The 23,088-nt window shown below is 33.4% G+C and carries 21 protein-coding genes; 15 read left to right on the top strand and 6 right to left on the bottom strand.

All coding sequences use genetic code 11. The features are described 5' to 3' along the window. Window positions 1–46: 46 nt before the first annotated feature. Window positions 47–1,453: a MocR-like pyridoxine biosynthesis transcription factor PdxR gene (gene pdxR, locus BMY18_RS05495; RefSeq protein ID WP_092451394.1), complete on the bottom strand. Its 1,407-nt coding sequence runs from the start codon at window positions 1,451–1,453 to the stop codon at window positions 47–49. Between the two features lie 265 nt (window positions 1,454–1,718). On the opposite strand from pdxR, the gene BMY18_RS05490 reads away from it, so the two are divergent. From BMY18_RS05490 to BMY18_RS05480, 3 genes are all read left to right on the top strand, one after another. Continuing rightward, window positions 1,719–2,621: an ABC transporter ATP-binding protein gene (locus BMY18_RS05490; RefSeq protein WP_092451392.1), complete on the top strand. Its 903-nt coding sequence runs from the start codon at window positions 1,719–1,721 to the stop codon at window positions 2,619–2,621. A 1-nt stretch (window position 2,622) separates the two neighbouring features. Next, window positions 2,623–3,258 (top strand): ABC-2 transporter permease, encoded by a 636-nt coding sequence (locus BMY18_RS05485; protein WP_092451390.1) that lies wholly within the window; start codon window positions 2,623–2,625, stop codon window positions 3,256–3,258. A gap of 135 nt (window positions 3,259–3,393) precedes the next feature. Next, complete coding sequence (locus BMY18_RS05480; RefSeq protein WP_092451388.1) at window positions 3,394–4,104, top strand: DUF6062 family protein; 711 nt, start codon at window positions 3,394–3,396, stop codon at window positions 4,102–4,104. Between the two features lie 56 nt (window positions 4,105–4,160). On the opposite strand, the gene BMY18_RS05475 is transcribed toward BMY18_RS05480, so the two are convergent. The 5 genes from BMY18_RS05475 to BMY18_RS05455 form a co-directional block, all read right to left on the bottom strand. After that, window positions 4,161–4,781 (bottom strand): manganese catalase family protein, encoded by a 621-nt coding sequence (locus BMY18_RS05475; RefSeq protein WP_092451386.1) that lies wholly within the window; start codon window positions 4,779–4,781, stop codon window positions 4,161–4,163. A gap of 3 nt (window positions 4,782–4,784) precedes the next feature. Further along, window positions 4,785–5,069: a spore coat protein CotJB gene (locus BMY18_RS05470; protein ID WP_170841307.1), complete on the bottom strand. Its 285-nt coding sequence runs from the start codon at window positions 5,067–5,069 to the stop codon at window positions 4,785–4,787. A 2-nt stretch (window positions 5,070–5,071) separates the two neighbouring features. Continuing rightward, a complete protein-coding gene (locus tag BMY18_RS05465) occupies window positions 5,072–5,230 on the bottom strand; it encodes a spore coat associated protein CotJA (RefSeq protein ID WP_242940968.1) in 159 nt (52 codons plus the stop codon). Between the two features lie 77 nt (window positions 5,231–5,307). Beyond that, the gene (locus tag BMY18_RS05460) at window positions 5,308–6,387 is read right to left on the bottom strand and encodes a transglutaminase domain-containing protein (RefSeq protein WP_092451382.1); all 1,080 of its coding nucleotides are present in this window, start codon (window positions 6,385–6,387) and stop codon (window positions 5,308–5,310) included. 16 nt (window positions 6,388–6,403) lie between these two features. Continuing rightward, window positions 6,404–6,658 carry a hypothetical protein gene (locus BMY18_RS05455; protein ID WP_092451380.1) on the bottom strand — a complete coding sequence of 85 codons (255 nt, stop codon included), beginning with the start codon at window positions 6,656–6,658 and terminating at the stop codon, window positions 6,404–6,406. Window positions 6,659–6,837: 179 nt separating this feature from the next. On the opposite strand from BMY18_RS05455, the gene BMY18_RS05450 reads away from it, so the two are divergent. The 12 genes from BMY18_RS05450 (at window position 6,838) to BMY18_RS05395 (ending at window position 22,792) form a co-directional block, all read left to right on the top strand. Beyond that, the gene (locus tag BMY18_RS05450) at window positions 6,838–7,701 is read left to right on the top strand and encodes a DNA-3-methyladenine glycosylase family protein (protein ID WP_092451378.1); all 864 of its coding nucleotides are present in this window, start codon (window positions 6,838–6,840) and stop codon (window positions 7,699–7,701) included. Window positions 7,702–8,446: 745 nt separating this feature from the next. Further along, window positions 8,447–8,731, top strand: coding sequence for a co-chaperone GroES (locus tag BMY18_RS05445; protein ID WP_092451376.1), 285 nt, complete (start codon window positions 8,447–8,449; stop codon window positions 8,729–8,731). Between the two features lie 59 nt (window positions 8,732–8,790). After that, complete coding sequence (groL, locus tag BMY18_RS05440; RefSeq protein ID WP_092451374.1) at window positions 8,791–10,410, top strand: chaperonin GroEL; 1,620 nt, start codon at window positions 8,791–8,793, stop codon at window positions 10,408–10,410. Between the two features lie 581 nt (window positions 10,411–10,991). After that, entirely contained in the window at window positions 10,992–12,347 is a 1,356-nt protein-coding gene (locus BMY18_RS05435) for an MATE family efflux transporter (RefSeq protein ID WP_330385946.1), read from the top strand. Between the two features lie 93 nt (window positions 12,348–12,440). Continuing rightward, window positions 12,441–13,388: an AAA family ATPase gene (locus tag BMY18_RS05430; protein WP_330385945.1), complete on the top strand. Its 948-nt coding sequence runs from the start codon at window positions 12,441–12,443 to the stop codon at window positions 13,386–13,388. A 17-nt stretch (window positions 13,389–13,405) separates the two neighbouring features. Then, window positions 13,406–14,587, top strand: a complete 1,182-nt coding sequence (locus tag BMY18_RS05425) for a DUF58 domain-containing protein (protein ID WP_092451370.1) — start codon at window positions 13,406–13,408, stop codon at window positions 14,585–14,587. A 9-nt stretch (window positions 14,588–14,596) separates the two neighbouring features. Then, the gene (locus BMY18_RS05420; RefSeq protein ID WP_092451368.1) at window positions 14,597–17,047 is read left to right on the top strand and encodes a transglutaminase domain-containing protein; all 2,451 of its coding nucleotides are present in this window, start codon (window positions 14,597–14,599) and stop codon (window positions 17,045–17,047) included. A 120-nt stretch (window positions 17,048–17,167) separates the two neighbouring features. Then, entirely contained in the window at window positions 17,168–17,659 is a 492-nt protein-coding gene (locus BMY18_RS05415; RefSeq protein ID WP_139197218.1) for a hypothetical protein, read from the top strand. A gap of 119 nt (window positions 17,660–17,778) precedes the next feature. Continuing rightward, window positions 17,779–19,239: an IMP dehydrogenase gene (gene guaB / locus BMY18_RS05410; protein ID WP_092451364.1), complete on the top strand. Its 1,461-nt coding sequence runs from the start codon at window positions 17,779–17,781 to the stop codon at window positions 19,237–19,239. Window positions 19,240–19,701: 462 nt separating this feature from the next. After that, entirely contained in the window at window positions 19,702–20,442 is a 741-nt protein-coding gene (gene truA, locus BMY18_RS05405; RefSeq protein WP_092451362.1) for a tRNA pseudouridine(38-40) synthase TruA, read from the top strand. Between the two features lie 61 nt (window positions 20,443–20,503). After that, complete coding sequence (argS, locus tag BMY18_RS05400) at window positions 20,504–22,270, top strand: arginine--tRNA ligase (protein WP_092451360.1); 1,767 nt, start codon at window positions 20,504–20,506, stop codon at window positions 22,268–22,270. Between the two features lie 318 nt (window positions 22,271–22,588). Continuing rightward, window positions 22,589–22,792 (top strand): hypothetical protein, encoded by a 204-nt coding sequence (locus BMY18_RS05395; protein WP_092451358.1) that lies wholly within the window; start codon window positions 22,589–22,591, stop codon window positions 22,790–22,792. Window positions 22,793–23,088 lie beyond the last annotated feature (296 nt).

Below are 23,088 nucleotides of genomic sequence, written 5' to 3'. Positions count from 1 at the left end.
TCACTACTTAGGGGAACTTCATTTTCAGGCTTTTTTTGATGCGTTTTTATTGGAGCCAGGCTTGTTTTAGGATGCGTAGGCCCGAAACGATATCTTTGTTGCTAATATTGGCGTAGCCAATGATTACGGTGGCGGCGAAGGATTGAGCGGTATCGCCTGCGATGAAGTGGGTTGAGAGGGGGTATACCTTTATTCCTACTGATTTCGCGGAGGCGATCAATTCTTGTTCGCTGGTTTTGAATTTTGCGGTAAGTAGAATATGAATTCCGGCGTTATCACCTGCAATGGTAAAATTGTTTTCAAATGCTTTCAGTTCATTCATTAGAATGTCATGGCGGTTTTTGTAGAGAGAACGCATTTTATTAAGGTGGCGTTCATAATAACCTTCTTGGATAAATGAATTCACAACTGTCTGATCAATTCTTGAGACTGTACTTGCAAAGAATCTACATTTTCTATTGTATATTTCTAGTAAGGTATGTGGAAGCACCATATAACTCATTCGAATGGCAGGAGCAATCGCCTTAGAAAAAGTACCAAGGTAAATCACTTTTTGATATAAATCACTTCCCTGAAGGGCTGGAATAGGCTTCCCCTTGTATCTGAATTCACTATCGTAATCATCTTCTATAATATAGCGGTTAACGCTCTTGTTGGCCCAATTAAGAAGCTCTGCACGGCGATTGATTGGCATAATAATGCCAAGTGGAAATTGGTGAGATGGCATAACGTAAGCAACTGATGCATTTGAATGCTCTAGTTGTTCAATGCTTAGTCCATTTTTATCCATATTAATAGGAATAACTTTACGTTCTAGGCTTCTAAATGTGCGATAAGCCTGATTGTAAGTTGGATTTTCCATTGCAATGGTTGCGGATTGATTAATTAATTGGTTAATTAGCATAAGCAAATACTCATTTCCAGCTCCAATGATAATTTGTTCTGGTTGGCAGTTTGCACCACGAGATTGGTGGAGGTATTCGCAAATCGTATTCCTAAATTCATACTCTCCTTGTGGATTACCAATATTAAATAATTCTTTATTGTCATCAATAAGAACGTTTTTACTAATTTTGCGCCAAGCGTTGAAAGGAAAACTATCCAATGCAATTCCACGCGCAGAAAAATCATATAAATATTCTTCTGGTTTTGATTCTTCAAAATGCAACTTCTCTTTATGGCTGGCAACAAGATTGTACAGACCGTCCATTTGATTTACAAAATATCCCTTACAAGGAATCGAATCAATATATCCTTCAGACAAAAGCTGATCATATGCCATCTGAGCAGTGCTTCTGCTAATATCTAAATGCGTTGCAAGTGCACGCGTAGATGGCAATTTACTATCGCAAGAAAGAGTCCCATTCTTGATATCATTTTTAATATAATCATATATCTGAGCATACATCGGCTCGCTAGCACTAGGATTCAGATTAATTGTAAGTTCGTTCATAGTTTGACATTTGCTCCAATCAGAATGTTATTTACATATTCACATCTATTGCTATCTTACTATAAACGAGGAAGTCTATCAAATAAAATATTATATTTATAGTTATTTATAGTTATTTATAGTTCTGAAAGAAATAAGTGAAATAATTGTACAAATATGGTATGTAAAATGCAATATGTGTGCATATTTAATGATGTATTTATAAGTGTTTGTAGGTTAGATAATAATGCGAATTGCATTCGCATAGCAGAAGGGAGCAATTGCGATGTTACTTGAGGTACAAAATATCAATAAAAAGTTTAAAGAAGGGTATGAAGTGCTCAAAGATGTTAATCTTCACATCGAAGCTGGCGAGATTGTAGGCCTTATTGGAATGAATGGTGCGGGAAAGAGTACAATTATGAGAATAATTTCTGGCGTAAGCACGTATCAAGGGGGGGGAGTATTTTTTGAGGGTTCCCAAATCAAGAAACTTTCTAGTATACAAAGAAAGAAAATCGCATTTTTATGCGCATCTAATAATTTGTATGAGGAGATGACTGTTGCAGACAATCTAGAAGTATTTAAGAAATTTTATAATGCATCTGATATGGATAAGCAATCTATGATTGATGAGCTTGATCTTGGAAAAATTCTTAAGAGAAAAGTCAGTGAGTTATCATCTGGTATGCAACAAAGAGTTGCGATTGCGTGCGCAATGGTTGGAAAACCGAAGCTTGTTATGATGGACGAGCCAACAGTGTCTCTTGACATTGAAAATAAATGTAAGATAATTCGATTTATTCAGTCGCATCTTTCTCCGGAAACAGGCATCTTAATTACATCACATAATTCAAAGGATATTGAAGAACTATGTGAACGCATATATATATTAAGGCATGGTGAGATTGTAAAAGAATCAACGGTAAAAGGAGTCCTTAGGGAAGCCTCTAGACACAATAAAAGATGGATTGTATCAGTACAGTTAGATAAGGAAAAGCGATTAGATAATCTATTACAGGGGTATAATTTCAATTATACTGAGGACTCGGTAGACATCTATGTAGAAGAATCAAATAAAAAGTCATTATTGCAAATGTTAAATGACTTTGAAATCATTTCTGTTAAGAGTGAAGTTGACAACCTAGAGGATGCAATTTTAGAGGTTGCCCAGATTGGAGGAGAATAAAATGGCTTTAGTTATAAAAGAATTATATTTTATGAAATCACAGTGGAAAAAAAACTTACTTACATTGTTTGCGTTATGTATCATAGTATACTATTTTGTTGTCAATGATTATTCAAGCGATTCAGTTATGTTCATCGGTGCCTATGTGCCAGGAATGATAATTTGTATGCAACTGATACAAAATTCAATCGAATTTGAAAAGATAAACAAAACTTTTGAAAAAATGCTGACGGTATATTCGCTTAGGGCGGTTCTGCTAAGCAAATGTGCTACCTGTAGTCTGGCTGGATCTGCAATTGGATATATTTTCGGTTGGATTACTTATTTCAGTAAGAATAACCATTCTGAAGAGACAATTACATTAAAAGTATTAATTGGCTTATTTGTTCTGATGACACTAATCAATATTCTCATGTCCATGATTATGACGTTATTGTTTCTATTTATTAACCAGACACTTATTATTAATCTGATTTTAACGGTATTTATTTCTGCAATTATATTAATGGGAATGGGAATAGGGGTAAGCGATAACATATTTATGTATGTTGGCGCCTGTGGCACAGTGATTTTACTATTAAGCGTTGCCGTTGCCTATTTGTTCCGGTTTATTTCAAATGATAAAGTGGTCTATTAGCGTTATTCCAAAGAAGTGTTGATCTTGAATAATATTTTCATAGTGAATAATGCAGTGATAAGTTATAATAAAAATATATGAATGATACTTTTATTGTTTGTGAGATTAATACGAATGAATAAGGAGAATACCACAATGAAAGAAATGTTATATTCAATTCCCGTAAATGATGCATTTCAGGTTGAGTGCGAATGTCCAATATGCGCCATGCGAAAAGTACTTGAAGATAATGCGGTTCGTTATACAATGGGACCTAGTTATATGGAAGAAGATACGAGAGCAATGACAGATGCGATGGGATTTTGCCAAAAGCATATTAAAGATGTTTACAATATGGAGAATAGACTTGGGATGGCACTTGTACTAAAAACTAATTTTGATAAAGTGATTCGTGACGTCAAGTCAATGTCAGTTAAGCCAGTTAAACCAAAGTCATTATTTAAGAAAGAAACACAAAAAATTCCAATCTTAGAATATGTTGAAAATCTTAACAATACGTGTTTTGTATGTAATCGTATAGAGCTTGTGTTTAACAGATATATTGATACTGTTATTTTTCTATGGAAAACAGATGAAAACTTCAAGAAGAAGTTTGACGGTTGTAAGGGGTTTTGCACAACACATTATGCAATAATGATTAAAGAGGCGTCTGACAAGCTAAAAGGTGATGACCTAATGATATTCATTGATACACTAAATAACCTCTATATTGCGAGTATGGAGCGTGTCAGGGATGACTTAGAGTGGTTCATAAACAAAAATGATTACAAATATGCCAACGAGCCTTGGAAAAATGCAAAAGATGCAATTCCAAGGGCGTTGACAAAAGCAAACTCGATATTATAAATTGATTTGCATTAATACTATTGTTACTATTACTACAATTACTATTATTACTGTTATTATTTGTTATCGCATGAATTATCTTTTTTATCAAAACTAGGATTATACATATAATAATTTTTTGGATCCAACTGGTCTTGAACGATACGAAGTGCTTCGCCAAAACGTTGGAAGTGTACAATTTCTCTTGCACGAAGGAATCTTAAGGGCTCAAGAACATCTGGGTCCTTTATGATTCTAATTAGGTTGTCGTAAGTGCTTCTTGCTTTTTGCTCAGCTGCCATATCTTCAATTAAATCCGTAATTGGATCGCCCTTTGACTGGAATTCGCATGCATTGAATGGAATCCCTCCAGCGGCTTGAGGCCATATAGCGGCAGTGTGGTCAACGTAGTATGGTTCGAAACCAGAACCTTTTATCTGTTCAATTGTAAGGTTTTTAGTGAGCTGATGAACCATTGTGCTTACCATCTCCATATGGGCAAGCTCTTCTGTAGCAATATCTGTTAACAGACCTGAAACTTCTCTGTAAGGCATAGTGTATCTTTGTGACAAATAGCGCAATGTAGCACCACTTTCGCCATCGGGACCACCGTATTGACTAAGAATCAAAAGCGCCATTTTAGGATCAGTTTTATCGATGTTTATAGGAAATTGTAGTCTTTTTTCATAATTCCACATTTGCTAATCCTCCATTTCCCAAGGCATTGGAGTAGCAACCCACATCCAATAATTTTCAGAAGTGACATTTGAAGCTAAAAGAGGTCCAAAGTAATCTGCATAGATATTAACTGCTTCATTATATTTCTCTTTTATTTGATTGTAGTATTCAATTGCTTCTGGGTCAGAAGGGTGTGTATCTAAGAATAGAACTGCTTCATTTAGCGCAAATCCTAGCTGATAGATATTTACCATGATGCGCCTTTTATCTAATTTTTTGTTTTGATTGTTACGGGTATCGTTGTTCATATTCATCGACAGCCTCCTAGGAAAGGTTTGTCAAGAACTTCAAAAAGCGTTCCTTTTAGTATAGCTACATCAAGATTGTATAATCCAGCCCATCTCTGCCAAGGAACATAGCACATGCCAGGGACCATTACCATTGCATCCATTTGTTTATAGCATTCCATAATATACTCTCCATATATTTTTAAATTCACTATTATACTATGAAGTCATAAAAAAAAAGTGACCTTAAAGGCCACTTTTAGTATTTGAATTCTAGCTTGTAGAGAATAAAATTAGCATAATCAGAAATGTTATAGGAGTATGTAACGTTAATTCCACATTTTGAAATGATTGATTTTAAATCAATTGTATTACTTGTTACAAATTCCACAATGTCAAGGTTGTTTTTAAGAGAAGCTGTCAAAAACGATGTTATATCATTTTCATTCGAAAAAGAAGACAATCCTTTGATGTTCGGATAGGAATGTTTGGCCCCTATTGCAGCAGGATAGTTTGAGGCGACCCACGTATGGTCCTTTGCCATGTCTGAATCTGTTATGTTAAAATATGCATGCTCGATATGATCATTACCATTAATTGGGTCATCCCAAGTAACATCTACTTGGTACCATGCATCTTCTAGATTTACTAAATTCCAAATATGGAGTTCACCACTTGCAGAACCTGAAATTGCAACACATTCTATACCAAGCATATCCATGAATGTTTTAAAACATTCCGCATATCCATTACATACCGCAGTACCATTTATTAATGTATCATATGCATTATAGATGGCATCATCGCCTAATTCATATTTAACATTAGACACCAAATAGTCATGTATTGCTAATTCATTATCCCAAGCACTTGCACTTTTAGAAGTATACTGTGATAGAATCTCACAATATTTGTTGTACAGCTCCAATTGCTTTGGAGTTAGTAATTTCGTGCTACCAGTTTTATATGCATTCACAATAGAATAGTTATCCCAGTAGCTTAAGGTAACAACTACATTGTACCCATCTTTTATTCTCCTGTAATCACAGTGAATTTGTTCAATGCCATTCAATTTAGCAAGCCAAGAATCTGCATTTATCATGTCTTCATTAGTAACAAAAAAATAAGACTTTTTCTGGTTGCTTTGCATTGTATCTAAAAGAACTGCAAATATTTCATCTTGCGTGTTAACCTTATTATAAGCAATAGAAGATATACCAGAATTGTCAGTAGTATCAGTTCCGGATTCTTTAACTAAGGAAGAAAGAGTGCATCCAACCAAAGTAAAACTCATAGCAGTCATAGCAAGAAGAAATATAATTTTTTTTCCTATCGGCATCTGGTGTTCTCCCTAATTACTTTGTTTCGCCAGTTGTTGCTTCAGACGATGATTTTCGCTCGTTAATGTTAATGGAAACATAATCTCTTGAAGTTGTATCCTTATCAATTTTATCAAAATCAAAATTATCAAAATCCTCTTCATATTCATCTTGTGCATTTAATTCATTACTAATTTTTCTATATTTTGCATAAATGGCAAAGAAAGCTCCTGCGGATGCTCCAATGATTGCTATTTTTGCTATTATTTTACTTAATTTACTCTTTGACATATTATAAACCACCCTTCATAATTTATATTAATACTTATTGTAATACATTTACAAGAAAATTAAAAGGTTTCAACAATAAAAAATATGAAAATAGAAGCAGTATTTGTTAAATTGGAGTAATTAATGTGGTTGTGATAGAATATCTTTAAATGTTGCATAGCTAGTTGATAGGAGAAAATATGGAAAAAGGTAATTATGTGTTAAACAGTGTTGAGGATTTTGATGTGGGGCAAACGTTAGAATGTGGGCAGTGTTTTCATTTCAAGAAAATAGATGAAAATGAGTATGGTGTTGTGGCTTTTGGTAAGCTGTTACATATCAAACAAGAAAACAATTTTATTATATTCTATGATACGACTGAAGAGGAATATGAAAACATTTGGAAAAACTATTTTGACTTGGATAGAAACTATTCAGAGATCAAAAAGTATCTACTTAAAAAAGATAATAAGTTGAAGCTGGCAATGGATACTATGTGGGGTGTAAGAATTCTTAATCAGGAATTTTTTGAGATATTAATTTCATTTATTATATCTCAAAACAAGCAGATACCTCATATTAAGCAGATAGTAGCAACTATTTCTAGAAAATATGGGAATTATCTCGGGAAAATTGGAGAGGAAGAGTTTTTTGGGTTTCCGAGTTGTGAAAGAATGTCAGATATTTCTTTAGAAGATTTAAAAGAATGTAAAACAGGTTTTAGGGCACCGTATATTATGGATGCAGTCAGTAAGGTGTGCGACAAGACAATAGATGAGGCAATACTAAAGGCGGCCAACATGAATGTGTGTCTTGAAAATTTACAGCAGATTAAAGGTGTTGGAGAAAAAATCGGCAATTGTGTAATGTTATTTGGGTTAGAGAAAAGAGAAGCATTTCCAATTGATGTATGGATTAAGAGAATTATGGAATTTATGTATTTTGAAGGCGAAGTGTCAAAAGATGAGATCGCTGCATTTGCAAAAAAAAGATTTGGGAAATATGGTGGTTATGCGCAGCAGTATTTGTTCTATTATGGAAGAGAGATGAAGATGGGGAAGTGAGATGGGGAAGTAACGGGATATGAATTAAGGGGGGATTAGGGGGAGGTGGTGAGTGAATATAAATTTGTAATGATGTATTTTCCTTGCCTTTCCTTCAAGCAGTATGTTCTTTACAAGCCTCAGAGATGATAAAAAGACTCGCTTACGCTCATTTTTTATCTGAGTCTTGACATAACATAAGCACTGCTTTCAGACGGTCTGCGGGAAATGCATCATTACAAATTTATATTCACTGTTTACTTTGTCGAGATAATGGTTGGACTTAAATTGATATCCGGTTGCTTTATATAGAAGCGTAAAGAGCATAGAAGCAAAGAACATAGGAGCAAAGAAGCCAAGAAGCCAAGAAGCCAAGAAGCCAAGAAGCCAAGAAGCCAAGAAGCCAAGAAGCTTAGAAACCTAGAAGTTAGAAACTAGAAGCTTAGACGTATAGAAACCTGGAAATATAGAAGCATATGAGCTTGGAAGGAACATAGAATGAATAGAAGGACAGTAGTATATAGAAATTAAGATAATTGCGTAGGAATGTATTGAGGTTTTAGGGGATTTAAGTGGAAATATAGAAAAACAAAGAAAATGAGAGATAATATAAGTAAATGAGAGGATGTGGAAGAAAAAATAGTGATTTTACAATATTAAAACATTTGCATAAAAATTTTAAATTTAATAAGATAGAAACTATAAATTAGCACTCGATAAAAAGGAGTGCTAACAAATTAACTCGAAGTTGAAGGAGGAAATAATAATGAAATTAGTACCATTGGGAGACAGAGTAGTAATTAAACAGTTAATTGCTGAAGAAACAACAAAATCTGGTATTGTATTACCAGGTCAGGCAAAAGAAAAACCACAGCAGGCAGAAGTCGTAGCAGTAGGGCCTGGCGGCATGATAGATGGAAAAGAAGTACAGATGCAGGTGAAAGCAGGAGATAAGGTTATTTATTCAAAATATGCTGGAACTGAAGTCGATGTCGAGAATGAAGAATTTATCATTGTAAAACAAAGCGATATATTAGCAGTTATAGAGTAGTTTCTGTGAATTAAGATCACAGTAGCATTAAAAGTAATAAATTAGGAGGATTTTATATAATGGCGAAAGAAATTAAGTTTGGCGCAGAAGCAAGAGCGGCACTGGAATCTGGTGTGAACCAGTTAGCAAATACCGTTAGAGTAACATTAGGACCTAAAGGTAGAAATGTAGTATTAGATAAATCATTTGGTGCACCACTTATTACGAATGATGGTGTTACAATTGCAAAAGAAATCGAATTAGAAGATAAGTTTGAAAATATGGGAGCACAACTTGTTAAGGAAGTTGCAACTAAAACAAATGATGTTGCAGGTGATGGAACAACTACAGCAACCGTATTGGCACAAGCTATGGTAAATGCTGGTATGAAGAATTTAGCAGCTGGTGCAAATCCTATCATCCTTAGAAAAGGTATGAAGAAAGCAACAGAAGTTGCTGTTGAAGCAATTATGGAGATGAGTTCAAAGCTTACCGGAAAAGATCAAATCGCTAAAGTTGCTGCTATTTCAGCTGGCGATGAAGTAGTTGGACAATTGGTTGCTGATGCAATGGAAAAAGTTTCTAACGATGGAGTTATCACAATCGAAGAATCTAAGACAATGCTTACAGAACTTGATTTAGTTGAAGGTATGCAGTTTGATAGAGGATATATATCAGCTTACATGTCAACAGACATGGATAAGATGGTAGCAAACCTTGAAGACCCATACATCTTAATTACAGATAAGAAGATTGCAAATATTCAAGAAATCTTACCAATTCTTGAGCAAATCGTTCAAAACGGTTCAAAATTATTGATTATCGCTGAAGACATTGAAGGCGAAGCATTAACAACATTAATCGTTAATAAGTTAAGAGGAACATTTACAGTAGTAGGTGTTAAGGCTCCAGGTTATGGCGATAGAAGAAAAGAAATGTTAAAAGATATTGCTATCTTAACAGGCGGTCAGGTTATTTCAGAAGAATTAGGACTTGATTTAAAAGAAGCTACAATTGATATGTTAGGCCGTGCGAAATCAGTTAAAGTACAAAAAGAAAACACAATCATTGTTGATGGCGAAGGAAGTAAAGAAGAAATCGCTACAAGAATCGCTCAAATCAAGGGTCAGATTGCTGAAACAACATCTGATTTTGATAGAGAAAAATTACAGGAAAGACTTGCTAAATTGTCAGGTGGTGTAGCTGTTATACGTGTTGGAGCTGCTACAGAAACTGAAATGAAAGAAGCAAAACTTCGTCTTGAAGATGCACTAGCCGCTACAAAAGCAGCTGTTGAAGAAGGTATTATTGCAGGTGGTGGTTCAGCATACATCCACGCATCTAAGAAAGTTGTTACATTAGTAAAAACATTAACTGGTGATGAAAAGACAGGCGCTGAGATAATTCTTAAGTCCCTAGAATCTCCATTATTCCACATTGCTGCAAATGCAGGACTTGAAGGATCAGTTATTATTAATAAAGTATTTGAATCAGAAATAGGAATTGGATTCGATGTTTTAAAAGAAGAATATGTTGATATGGTAGCTGCTGGCATTCTTGACCCAGCTAAGGTTACTAGAAGCGCTCTTCAAAATGCTACTAGCGTAGCATCTACACTTCTAACAACTGAATCAGTTGTCGCAAATATTAAAGAAGATCTTCCTTCAATGCCACAAGGCGGCGGAATGGGAATGATGTAGTCAATTTAAAACCGTAAGACCCAATTTTAATCATACAAAAACCGATGAATTAGTTAATTTTTAATTAACTAATTCATCGGTTTTTGACATGTATCTCCCTCATAAGAACTTGATTAATCTAATACAATAATGTATAAATGTAAGTAAGATCGTGTTCAATCCAAGTTTATACTATAAATTAATGCCAATAAACGCCTACTCAATCCATTTTTATAAGTATAATGTCTGTAAACCGCCTGTTCAATTCAATTTTATGACATATATACATAGTCCTTAAACGCCGCCTTAATTTGATTCTTTAAAGAATATACCAATGCACTTAAGTCCCTTAACGATCTTAGTTTTTTATCTATACGTAACCCAAGAATATTAATTTATAAGTATGCATTTTGCCAAGACCGGCTGAAAGCAGTGCCTATGTTTTGTCAAGACTCAGATAAAAAATGAGCGTAAGCGAGTCTTTTTATCATCCCTGAGGCTTGTAAAAAACATACTGCTTGAAGGAAAGGCGGCAAAATGCATACTTATAAATTAATATTCTTTCAACCCCTATCCCATCATAAAAAAAAATGGAGTTAAACATGAATGAAATTGATTACAAAGAAATAAATGATTTCTCAAAGGGAAATATTTTAGCGCATATGCTTCGTCTTGCAGGTCCCATGACGTTAGCACAACTCGTTAATGTTTTATATAATATTGTAGATAGAATTTATATTGGTATGCTACCCGAGAATGCTACGTTGGCGATGACAGGACTTGGAATTTGTTTACCAATATGTACAATCGCAATTGCTTTTGCTAATTTAATTGGTATGGGCGGAGCCCCGTTATTTTCAATTCAGAGGGGTGCAGGTAATGATGATGAAGCAGAGTCTATACTTGGAAATTCCTTCGTATTGCTAATCATATTTGGTATATTACTTAGCATCGTCGGGTTTATCGTGAAAAAACCAATGCTTTATCTTTTAGGGGCAAGTGATGCTACATTTGGCTATGCGAATTCATATATTTCTATTTATTTAATAGGAACTATATTTGTTACATTGAGTCTTGGATTGAATAGCTTTATTAATGCGCAAGGATTTGCAAAAATGGGTATGATGACAGTCGCTATCGGTGCAGTTGTTAATATAATTTTAGATCCTATATTAATATTTGGTGCAAATATGGGAGTGGAAGGTGCGGCACTTGCAACGATAATATCTCAGATGATTGCGAGTATCTGGACTTTGAAATTTTTATTTGGAAAGAGAACAATTGTAAAAATTAAGCGGTCAAAATTAAAATTAAAAATGAAGCGAATAATGGGAATAATGGGTCTTGGATTGTCAGGATTTACGATGTCTATTACGAACAGTGCGGTGCAGATGGTTTGTAATGCAAATCTTCAAACCTATGGTGGTGATATATATATTGGAGCGATGACTGTAATAAACTCAATAAGAGAAATTGTTATGATGCCCATTCAAGGAATTACCGGAAGTGCTCAGCCTATCATAAGCTTCAATTATGGCGCAAAAAGAAACGACAGAGTGAAATTAGCTATAAAATATATGGCTATCGCTTTGCTTGTATTTACAGCGGTCGCCTGGGTTACCATGCTTGTGTTTACAAAACAATTTATAATGATATTCAACCGTGATCTAGAATTGATTAGAGTTGGGGTACCAGCAATGAATATATATTTCTTTGGGTTTTTTATGATGGCGTTTCAGTTTATAGGTCAATCGACATTTACAGCTTTAGGAAAATCAAAGCAGGCAGTGTTTTTCTCAATACTTAGAAAAGGGATTATTGTAATACCACTCATTTATATTCTTCCACAAGTTGGATTCGGAGTAAATGGCATATTTTTGGCGGAGCCAATATCAAACTTTATTGGAGGAATCGCTTGTTTTTCAACAATGTACTATATTGTATATAAAAGGTTATGAAACATTGTTAAATATTTATAAAAATATATCAAAGAAAGTTATTTTATGGTAATATTTACTAAAACGTTTTAATATAAAAAGGGGGAGACTTTTATGGAAAATATGGAGCTATTTAATAAAAAAATTGAAAATATATGTGCTGAGGTCAATAAAGTAATTTTTGGTAAAGATGAAGTTATTAGAAAGGTTTTAATGGCTATTATTGCAGGAGGTCATATATTAATTGATGATATACCAGGGGTTGGTAAAACAACAATGGCAGCTGCATTTGCAACAGCAATGGGATTGCAAGAAAAGAGAATTCAGTTTACGCCTGACGTACTTCCATCAGACATTACTGGGTTTTCACTTTACAACAAAAATACAGGTGATTTTGAATATAGACAGGGGGCTGTCATGTGCAATCTGTTTCTAGCAGATGAAATTAACAGAACTTCACCAAAGACACAATCAGCATTACTTGAAGTAATGGAAGAGGGAAGAGTTACAGTAGATAGCGTAACGAGAGAAGTTCCTAAACCATTTGTTGTAATTGCAACGCAGAATCCAGCCGGTTCAATTGGCACACAAAATCTTCCGGAATCTCAGCTTGATAGGTTTATGATTAAAGTGGGAATGGGATATCCGAGCCGTGAAGATGAAGTGAAAATAATACAAGGGAAAAAGAATAGTCATAGTATTTTAATTAAAGAAGTGATAACGAAAGAAGAACTTTTAACATTACGGGAAATGATTGAAAAAGTATATATGGAAAAGTCAGTTTGCATGTATATTGCAAAAATTTCAGAAATGTCGAGAACAGAATCAACTGTTCAGCTTGGAATTAGTCCTAGAGGCAGTATTGCGATTGCACGAATGGCAAAGGCATATGCATTTATGAGTGGAAGGGATTATGTAATTGCTTCAGATGTTAAAAAAGTCCTTCCAGAAACAACGGAACATAGAATTGTTTTAAATGCAAAGTCAAAAGTAAATAAGGTATCTGAGGCACAAGTAATTCAAAAAATCGCAGATACTGTAGTAGTTCCATATATTAAGTAGAGTTATGGGGGAAGAATATGCTTACACGAAAAATAGTCTACTTAATTTCAATGCTTGCCATAATATTAATTAACATAATGTATGTTGAGTATTCACCATATATCGTGCTGTTGATAATGATTTTGTTGCCACTCACTTTATATATATATATTTTTGTTACGAGTAAACTGATATCAGTACATACCAAAATGGAAGACCAGACAGTAGATCGTGGAGATAAAATCAAATTCGAAATTATCGTAAATAATATATCATTCTTTCCAGCACCGAATATTACGGTTATGGTTGAATATAAGTATAACAACTGCAATGAATCAATGTATAAGCAGTTTGTTATAAATGCAAAAGGGTTTGAAAAAACAAGAGTCAGTGGAAATATGAAGTTGAATTATTGTGGTGATTTGAGCATAGGAATCAAAAACGCCTATATTTATGATCCACTAAAAATATTTAAGTGTGCAATTCAATGTAATGATTACAATCATATTATCGTGATGCCAAAACTTGTCGAACCTGATTATTATACATTGCACACACCGGATAACAGTATCTTGGATTCTCAGTATTTTTCAAAGAAAACATCAGGTAGTGACTCATCAGAAATATTTGATATTAGGGAATACAAAGATGGTGACAATGTCAGCAGGATCCACTGGAAATTAAGTGCGAAACAGGATAACCTTATTGTTAAGGAATTTAGCATGCCTATTCATAAATTAAATGTAATATTAGTGGAATTGAGTGACGGCGAAAATGAACAGCAACGCAAGAATCTAGATGGCGTTTATGAGCTAGTATATGCGATTGGAAATTTTGCGTGTATCAAGGAGAGAACGTTTAAATTAGTGTTTTATAGTAAACAAATAAAAGCGCTGAAAATCATAGAAATTGAATCAAAAGATATGCTTATTGATGCAATTCATACGCTGATAGAGGAAGGAACATATCCAGATAAACCATATGCATTAAATGAGTTTCAGATAGCAGATATGCCTGATATACAAAGAGTCTATTATGTCACCTCGCATATAGGCGATGACCTAATGGAGTTTTTAGATGAAAGAAAGGATACTAATTTTTTTATATATAATATAGAAGATGGAACGCGGGAATGTGAGTCTTTAGAAATTAAAGGAGCGATGCTTCTTAATGTGGATAGAAATGATATTAAGCAGTGCTTAAATACGATATTAATTTAGGGGTGCAAAATGACAAATACTGAAAGTGCCGGTATACATGGCGTTACATTAGAAAATGTCAAAATTGAGGGGCATTTTGAAGACAGTAATTTAAAATATCTATGCAAATTTTTAATATTGTATTTAGGGGCTTACGGAACAATCAAAAGTTTCTTATCTTGTTATGATTTTAAGATGAATGCAATTATGATTTCAATACAAATATTTTTACTATGTATAGTTTCATTTATTGTATTTCAATTTGTGAAACGTTACAAGATAGTAGTAGGCGTAAGCACAGTTGTTTTGCTAGCTTTTTGTTTTGCATTTAAAAGTATGCTTACAATGAGTATGAATTCAATGCTTAGCAAGATGAATTTAAGCAGTAGTGAAGTAACCGCTGTAAGTCCGGAATTGTTTGTTTTAATACTATCAGCCATTGTTATAATAATAATGGCATATTTCATTATTGTAAAAAACAAAATGATATTTGTTGCAATATGTTCTTTGCCAATAGTATGTTTTGGCTTAGCGTTTGGATTAGTACCATCAATATTTCCACTGGTATGTATCGGGATGTGTATGGCAGCAATGGCGGCCATGTCTGAAGATAAGATAAGATTTAATAATTGCTCCATAGAAATGGCGAGTGCAGTAGCTGTTTTGGTATTTGTATTATTTGCTATCATATCTGTCGTATTACCAGAGGGCAATTATAGAAGAATCGAGTTATTTGAATCCCTTAAAATGAAAATAGAAAATACGTCTGATAATCTTTCGATTTTAAATTCAAACGATGTTGCTACCGGCGGAGTTAATGGTGGACAACTGGGAAAATATGACAAGGTTATTTATGCGAATAAAATTATGCTTACATTAAAAACGGGGGATATAGGAAAAGTATATTTGAGAAGTTTTGTTGGAGCACATTATTCTGATAATAAGTGGACAGATCCTTCACAAAAAAGTGAACAGAACTATTCATCTTTATTTAATGAACTGGGTACTATATCCTTTAATTTATATAATCAGACGTCAGAATTGATGAAAATAATTGATAATGACCAAGAATTGATTACAACCATAAAAGACGATACGGAAAGTTATCTTAATAGTGTCTACAGAAGAGCGTTTGAGGTTACATATGTGTCAGTAAGCGGTAAATTCTATTATCTTCCTTATGGAAGTATGTATTTTGCAAATAAAAAGTCTTCGTTAGATGGATATCCAATCAATAATAAAAACCAATACATTTCATCAACTGGCTATAATATAATGAATCCTGATTATGAAAAATATAAGAATTTAGTAGAGAATTATAGTGGTGCGAACAGAAATATGAGCACATATACGAAATTGGAAAAATCCTACAGAAAATTTGTATATTCAACTTATTTAGAAGTGGATACAAAATATAAGCAAGAGCTAGAAAAAGCTACAAAAAATTCTCTGTTTTATAATGAAAAAGAAAAATATGAGGTTATTGCGTCTATCAAAGATTATCTGGCTCAAAATTATACATACACATTAGAACCTGGTGCGGTACCATCAGGTAAAGACTTTTTGGATTATTTTTTATATGAAAAAAAACAAGGTTATTGTACCTATTTTGCAACGGCAGCAACAGTCCTTTTTAGGGCAGCTGGAATTCCCACAAGATATGTTGAGGGATATGCGATAGATGTTAGTCAAGATAATATCATTAGTACAGAGGATGTAACATCTAAAAGGAGCAGTTTGGCTTTTAATATGATTCAAAACTATACCGCACATAAGATAGCAGTAAAGGATAGCGATGCACACGCATGGGTAGAAATATATGAGGAGGGTTTTGGTTGGGTTCCGATTGAAGTTACACCTGGTAAAAGCGAAGTCCTTAATAATGGTCAAACCTTAAATGGCACATTTACGCAAGAAACGGATACGAATAACCTCGATTATATTGCTGGAGCTGCGCAGATGCAAGATGACTCAGATAGCACCTCGCAAGATTTAATGGTCATCGATAATTCTAATCACATTAATGTGATTAATATTTTTGTAGCCTTATTGAAAGATATACTTATTTGCACAATTTCGTTAGCTGTTGTCGGAATTATGTTCTTTATACCGGCAAAACTAAAAGAAAATAAGAGAGATAAAATGTTGACAGTTATGAATAATCAAGACTTTGATCTACAAATAATTATGATTTATAGTTATATTGAAAGAATAAGCGTATTTCTTAAAATATATAGAACGGACTCAATGTCATATGTTGATTATTATGCAAAGGTAAAATCTAAATATGAATATATGAGGAAGGATGGAATTGACATTATTATTTTAGCTGCTTTAAAAGTTAGATTTGCTCAGGATGATATAACCATAGAGGAGTTAAACAAAGTAATTGAATCAGCTGTAACTATTCGTAAAGATACATATGAAAACCTGGATAGATTTAAAAAAATAAAGTACAGATTTTTGTGTCATTTATATTAAAACTTAATTTTTTCTTTAATTGTTTTTAAACTACTAAAATGTTATAATAGTTTTTATATATTTTAATTAAATCAGCATTCTGATTTGAGAGTCCGCTAAAGCGGACAGATGGGAATTTTTATGGATAATATTAGTATTGAACAGATTATTAAGGTGAATCCACCTAAGTATGTAGCACCTTTGAAAGTTGGAATGATCGTATTGAGCGTTTTGTCACTTCTTTTCATCTTTATTCCATTTGGACTATTTTTGCCAGTAGGCTTTGTTATAGCTACAGTGCTTATATTTCGTTATTATAACGCAGAGTATGAATATTCTTTACTTGAAAAAGAGCTGACAGTTGATCGAATTACTTCGAAGTCAAGAAGAAAAAGATGTGGAGTGTTTAACTTATCTAGACTTGAAATTATGGCACAGTATGGATCCGATAAGTTGACTGATACGGAAAAAAGAAATTTTAAGACCTATAATTATTCTGCAAATGTGGATATAACTAAAACCTATGTTTTGGTTGCTCCGTGTAATAAAGAAATGGTACGTATTATTTTGGATCCAGATGAGAGATTGAAAGAAAATATTTGGAAATTAGCACCAAGTAAAGTGAATCTATAATACTAAATAGTTGGATTTATAATATGTTGACTTTTTATTTTCTATTTGTTAAACTTAAAAAACTATATTTAAATAGATAATAATAAGAAAAAACAAAAGAAAGTGAGAAAAAATATAAAATGGGTAAAATTATCGGAGAAGGTATTACATTTGATGATGTGCTTTTAGTTCCACAGTATTCTGATGTAACTCCTAATATGGTTGATATATCAACACACTTAACCAAAAAGATAAAACTTAATATTCCACTGATGAGTTCAGGTATGGATACTGTTACAGAGCATAGAATGGCCATTGCAATGGCAAGGCAAGGCGGTATCGGTATTATACACAAGAATATGTCGATTGAGCAACAAGCAGATGAGGTTGATAAGGTAAAACGTTCAGAGAATGGCGTTATTACAGATCCATTTTATTTACATCCTGATAATACATTAGAAGATGCGAATGATTTAATGAGCAAATTTAGAATATCGGGCGTTCCTATTACAAAAAATGGGAAATTGGTTGGAATTATTACGAATCGTGATCTTAAGTTTGAAGAAGATTTTTCTAAAAAAATCAGTGAACGTATGACGACTGAAGGCCTAATCACTGCCAAAGTTGGCATTACAATTCCTGAGGCGAAAAAGATCTTAGCAGCAGCGAGAAAAGAAAAATTACCAATTGTTGATGATGATTTTAATCTAAAAGGACTTATCACAATTAAAGATATTGAAAAACAGATTAAGTATCCATTGTCAGCAAAGGATTCACAGGGAAGACTTCTTTGTGGTGCAGCGGTTGGAATTACGAATAATATAATGGATCGAGTGGATGCTTTAGTAAAAGTTAAGGTTGACGTAATCGTTGTTGATTCAGCGCATGGACATTCAAGTAATATTATAAGAACGGTGAAAGAAATAAAGGCAAAACACCCTGAACTTCAGGTTATAGCTGGTAATGTTGCAACAGGTGAAGGCACAAAGGCTTTGATAGAAGCAGGCGTTGATGCTGTTAAAGTAGGTATTGGTCCAGGCTCTATATGTACAACGAGAGTAGTTGCCGGTAATGGTGTACCTCAGATTACAGCAGTTATGGATTCTTATGAAGCAGCAAAAAGTTACGGCATTCCAATTATTGCTGATGGAGGAATTAAGTACTCAGGTGATATTGTTAAAGCAATCGCAGCAGGTGCTAATGTATGTATGATGGGTAGTATATTTGCAGGCTGTGATGAAAGTCCAGGAACGTTCGAATTGTATCAAGGTAGAAAATATAAAGTATACAGAGGAATGGGTTCTATCTCAGCTATGGAAAATGGTAGCAAAGATAGATATTTCCAGACTAATGCAAAAAAGCTTGTTCCTGAAGGCGTTGAAGGACGAGTTGCTTACAAAGGCTCTGCGGAAGATACAATCTTTCAGTTAATGGGAGGCTTAAAATCCGGTATGGGTTATTGTGGAACACCTGATATTGAATCTTTGAAAGAAAATGGTAAATTTGTTAAAATCACGGCTGCATCTCTTAAAGAAAGTCATCCTCATGATATTCATATTACAAAAGAGGCACCAAATTATAGCATAGATGATAGCAATTAAGAGGATTTGAGTGGCAAAATATTTAAGGTGTCGAGTGAATCATAATTTCTAATGATGCATTTGCCTTGCCTTTCCTGAAAACAGCTTCGCTGTTTTCAGCCGGTCTGCGGTAAATGCATCATTAGAAATTATGATTCACGGGAACACGGCTTAAAATAAGTTTGAGACTCGAATCTGGGGTGAGAGAATAAAAGATAAAGATTAAATAATTAAAAGAATCATATTTAAGTGGCTTGATATGCTGTGTTTAGATATCAGGCCACTTGATTTTTGGGAAAAGTAATAGGGGTATTGTCAGTATTGGGGAAATTGGTGTATAATATGAAAATAAAGAAACATATTTTCGGAGTCTTGATTGAAAGTTTTATGGGAGTTTATACGAAAATATCAAATAACACTAATATAAAAATATGAATATGCAGAAATTAAACGGATACTCACTAAGAAAGGAATATTAAATAAATGAATAATTATAAAATGAAAATTGAATACGATGGTAGCAGATATGATGGATGGCAAAGAATTGGTAAAGAGGAATCTTCAAATACAATCTATTGCAAAATAGAAGAAGTATTAAAAAAAATGTCTGAACAAGAGGTTGAAATCATATGTGGAGCCAGAACAGAAAAAGGTGTTCACGCCTATGCCCAAATAGCTAACTTTAAGATTAATACTAAAATGCCTGTATATGAAATACAGAATTATTTGAATAGATATCTTCCTAGAGATATTGCTGTTCTAGAATTACAAGAAGTTGATCTTAGATTTCATAGTCAGTTGAATGCGAAGTCAAAAACATATGTATATAAAATAGATACGAAGAAAATCGCTAATGTTTTTGAAAGAAAGTATATGTTTCATTCTTTTAGTAAGTTGGACCTGGAAGCAATGAAAATTGGCGCAAGACATTTCGTTGGAAGTCATGATTATAAGACTTTTTCAACAGCTAAGAAGACAAAGTCCACAATAAGAAATGTAGAAAATGTAGAAATTTATGATAGTGGTGAAAAAATAGAAATCAGAATTAAAGCAGATGATTTCCTTCATAATATGGCAAGATTAATGGTTGGAATTTTACTTGATGTAGGAAATGGAAAGAGAAAACCAGAAGAGATTTTAGCTGTTTTAGAAGGTAAGAATGATGCCGTCTTAAGCTTACCAGTTGAGAGTTATGGTATGTTTTTAAAAAGCATAGAATATTAAAGCGAAAGTTTAGAAGTTTAAGAAGTTTAAGAAGTTTAGAAGTTTAAAAGGAGCAGAATCCATGAAAACGATTTTAGAATTAATTGGGGAGCAGCTAATATCTGCATTCAATGAATGTGGATATGATGAAAAATATGCAAGGGTAACCGTTTCTAACAGACCGGATTTGTGCGAGTATCAGTGCAGTGGAGCGATGGCAGCTTCAAAAGAATATAAGAAAGCACCATTTATAATTGCAAGTGAAGTTGTTGCAAAGTTAGAGGGTAATCAGATATTTAAGAATATTGAATGTGTAAATCCCGGATTTATTAATATTATTTTGGATGAAGCATATTTAGGCACATATTTAGAAGCGATGAGAAGCTCAGAAGCTTTTGGATATAAGTCAGTTAAAAAACCACAAACTGTTATGATTGACTTTGGAGGCGCTAATGCTGCGAAGCCTCTTCATGTTGGACATTTACGTTCAGCTGTAATTGGTGAAAGTGTAAAACGTATAGAGAAGTTTGTTGGTAATCATGTAATTAGTGATGTTCATCTTGGTGATTGGGGCCTTCAGATGGGCTTGATTATTGAAGAATTAAGAGACAGGAAGCCAGAACTAGTATACTTTGATGAAAGTTTTAGTGGAGAATATCCACTTGAGCCACCATTTACGATTTCAGAACTTGAACAGATATATCCAGCGGCTAGTACAAAGTCAAAAGAAAATCCGGAATTTAAGGAACGTGCGCATACAACAACTTTGAAACTTCAGAACTCAGATCCAGCATTTACAGCAGTATGGAAACATATTATGAATGTATCAAAAGTGGATCTGATTAAGAATTATAGTAATCTTAATGTTACGTTTGATTTGTGGAAAGGTGAAAGTGATGCTCAGCCTTATATTCCAGATATGGTTCAAGATTTCATTGACAGAGGATTTGCGTATGAAAGCCAAGGCGCTATGGTTATTGATATTTCACTTGACACCGATTCAAATGAGTTGCCACCTTGTATAGTAAGAAAAACGGATGGGGCATCTCTTTATGCAACTTCCGATTTGGCGACCATTATTGAAAGAGAAAAGTTATATAGCCCAGACAAATACATTTATATTGCTGATAAACGTCAAGAACTTCACTTTACGCAGGTTTTTAGAGTTGCTAAAAAGGTTGGATTAGTAAAGGAAACTACAGAACTCACATTTCTTGGCTTTGGTACTATGAATGGCAAAGATGGCAAACCATTTAAGACAAGATCTGGTGGTGTTATGCGTCTTGAGAATTTGATTGCTGATATTAATGAAGCTGTTTACAATAAGATTATTGAAAATAGAACGGTAGAAGATTCAGAAGCGAAAGATACTGCTAAGATAGTAGGGCTTGCAGCATTGAAATATGGAGATTTATCAAATCAAGCTGCGAAAGATTATGCATTTGACATTGATCGATTTACTTCGTTTGAAGGAAATACAGGTCCATATATTCTCTATACAATCGTAAGAATAAAGTCGATTTTAACAAAATATATTGAAAATGGTGGAAGTATTAAGGCTTTGAAAATTGCTACACCAGAAGGTTCTAAAGAGAAGGCTCTTATGCTTTCACTTACCAAAATGAGTGACGTAATAACAGTTGCAGAAGAAGAAAAAGCACCACATAAGCTTTGTCAATTTATTTATGATGTTTCAGATGCATTTAACGGATTCTATCACGATACGAAAATATTAGTGGAAGAGGATGCGGATAAGCAAAAAGGATATATATCATTAATCACATTGACTAAGAGCGTTTTGGAATGCTGCATTGATTTACTCGGTATTGAAGCACCGGATAGAATGTAAATCGGCTGGTAACAAATATTTACAATTTAAGGGAGCAGCTTTGGCTGTTCCCTTAAATTAGTACCATCGCAAAGATGTGCTTACAATTGTGAGTGTATAAATATAGGAGTTAATAAATTTATTTTAATAGGAAGAAAAGATGAAACTTAAAATCTTAATATTAACTCCTATAATAAATAGTGTTACAATTTTAAAAAATAAATATTCATTTAAATAAAATTCTAACCAATTTACCATATTAAATTACGAATAATAAAATCATTTTTGCTTAAAATATTAAAGTAAAAAAATATAAATAAATGTAGGAGGTAATTAATTATGGGAAACAGTGGAATGAATAGTAAAAATGCAGCTGATGAAGCTAATAGTAATGCAACTTCTGATGGGATTGAAAAAAGTGCATCAAATAAAAGTGCATCAAATAAAGGTGCATCAAATAAAAGTGCAGTAAATGGAGCCAATAATTCATTTAAAGGCAATGGTAATTCAACCATGAACGTATCAAAAGGATCTACTAAATAATATATTTATTGCAAGTTATTAAAAAGCATCCATTATTTGGGTGCTTTTTAATAGATAAACTTAAAACATAAAACTTAATACATAAATAGGTGTGACGAGTTATATATGGATAATGAAATTCGAAAAGGCAGAGTCCTAGAAGATGTATTGCCATAGAAGCAAATAGGATATATAATGAAAACAAAATCAGATAAAAATCAAATCATTTAATGTGGTTGGTGATATATAATTATTTGTTCTTAATCTGATTTTAATCTTTACTACATTTTAGTTTAATTTTGTAGTTGTATGATATA

The organism is [Clostridium] fimetarium (assembly GCF_900111235.1).
GTDB lineage: Bacteria > Bacillota > Clostridia > Lachnospirales > Lachnospiraceae > Clostridium_N > Clostridium_N fimetarium.
Note: the sequence above shows the minus strand (reverse complement) of the source record. Positions and strands in the feature narration are given on the sequence as shown.

Coding starts and splice junctions, on each gene's coding strand:
- pdxR (WP_092451394.1), bottom strand. CDS start 1,453: ATGAACGAACTTACAATTAATCTGAATCCTAGTGCTAGCGAGCCGATG.
- BMY18_RS05490 (WP_092451392.1), top strand. CDS start 1,719: ATGTTACTTGAGGTACAAAATATCAATAAAAAGTTTAAAGAAGGGTAT.
- BMY18_RS05485 (WP_092451390.1), top strand. CDS start 2,623: ATGGCTTTAGTTATAAAAGAATTATATTTTATGAAATCACAGTGGAAA.
- BMY18_RS05480 (WP_092451388.1), top strand. CDS start 3,394: ATGAAAGAAATGTTATATTCAATTCCCGTAAATGATGCATTTCAGGTT.
- BMY18_RS05475 (WP_092451386.1), bottom strand. CDS start 4,781: ATGTGGAATTATGAAAAAAGACTACAATTTCCTATAAACATCGATAAA.
- BMY18_RS05470 (WP_170841307.1), bottom strand. CDS start 5,069: ATGAACAACGATACCCGTAACAATCAAAACAAAAAATTAGATAAAAGG.
- BMY18_RS05465 (WP_242940968.1), bottom strand. CDS start 5,230: ATGGAATGCTATAAACAAATGGATGCAATGGTAATGGTCCCTGGCATG.
- BMY18_RS05460 (WP_092451382.1), bottom strand. CDS start 6,387: ATGCCGATAGGAAAAAAAATTATATTTCTTCTTGCTATGACTGCTATG.
- BMY18_RS05455 (WP_092451380.1), bottom strand. CDS start 6,658: ATGTCAAAGAGTAAATTAAGTAAAATAATAGCAAAAATAGCAATCATT.
- BMY18_RS05450 (WP_092451378.1), top strand. CDS start 6,838: ATGGAAAAAGGTAATTATGTGTTAAACAGTGTTGAGGATTTTGATGTG.
- BMY18_RS05445 (WP_092451376.1), top strand. CDS start 8,447: ATGAAATTAGTACCATTGGGAGACAGAGTAGTAATTAAACAGTTAATT.
- groL (WP_092451374.1), top strand. CDS start 8,791: ATGGCGAAAGAAATTAAGTTTGGCGCAGAAGCAAGAGCGGCACTGGAA.
- BMY18_RS05435 (WP_330385946.1), top strand. CDS start 10,992: ATGAATGAAATTGATTACAAAGAAATAAATGATTTCTCAAAGGGAAAT.
- BMY18_RS05430 (WP_330385945.1), top strand. CDS start 12,441: ATGGAAAATATGGAGCTATTTAATAAAAAAATTGAAAATATATGTGCT.
- BMY18_RS05425 (WP_092451370.1), top strand. CDS start 13,406: ATGCTTACACGAAAAATAGTCTACTTAATTTCAATGCTTGCCATAATA.
- BMY18_RS05420 (WP_092451368.1), top strand. CDS start 14,597: ATGACAAATACTGAAAGTGCCGGTATACATGGCGTTACATTAGAAAAT.
- BMY18_RS05415 (WP_139197218.1), top strand. CDS start 17,168: ATGGATAATATTAGTATTGAACAGATTATTAAGGTGAATCCACCTAAG.
- guaB (WP_092451364.1), top strand. CDS start 17,779: ATGGGTAAAATTATCGGAGAAGGTATTACATTTGATGATGTGCTTTTA.
- truA (WP_092451362.1), top strand. CDS start 19,702: ATGAATAATTATAAAATGAAAATTGAATACGATGGTAGCAGATATGAT.
- argS (WP_092451360.1), top strand. CDS start 20,504: ATGAAAACGATTTTAGAATTAATTGGGGAGCAGCTAATATCTGCATTC.
- BMY18_RS05395 (WP_092451358.1), top strand. CDS start 22,589: ATGGGAAACAGTGGAATGAATAGTAAAAATGCAGCTGATGAAGCTAAT.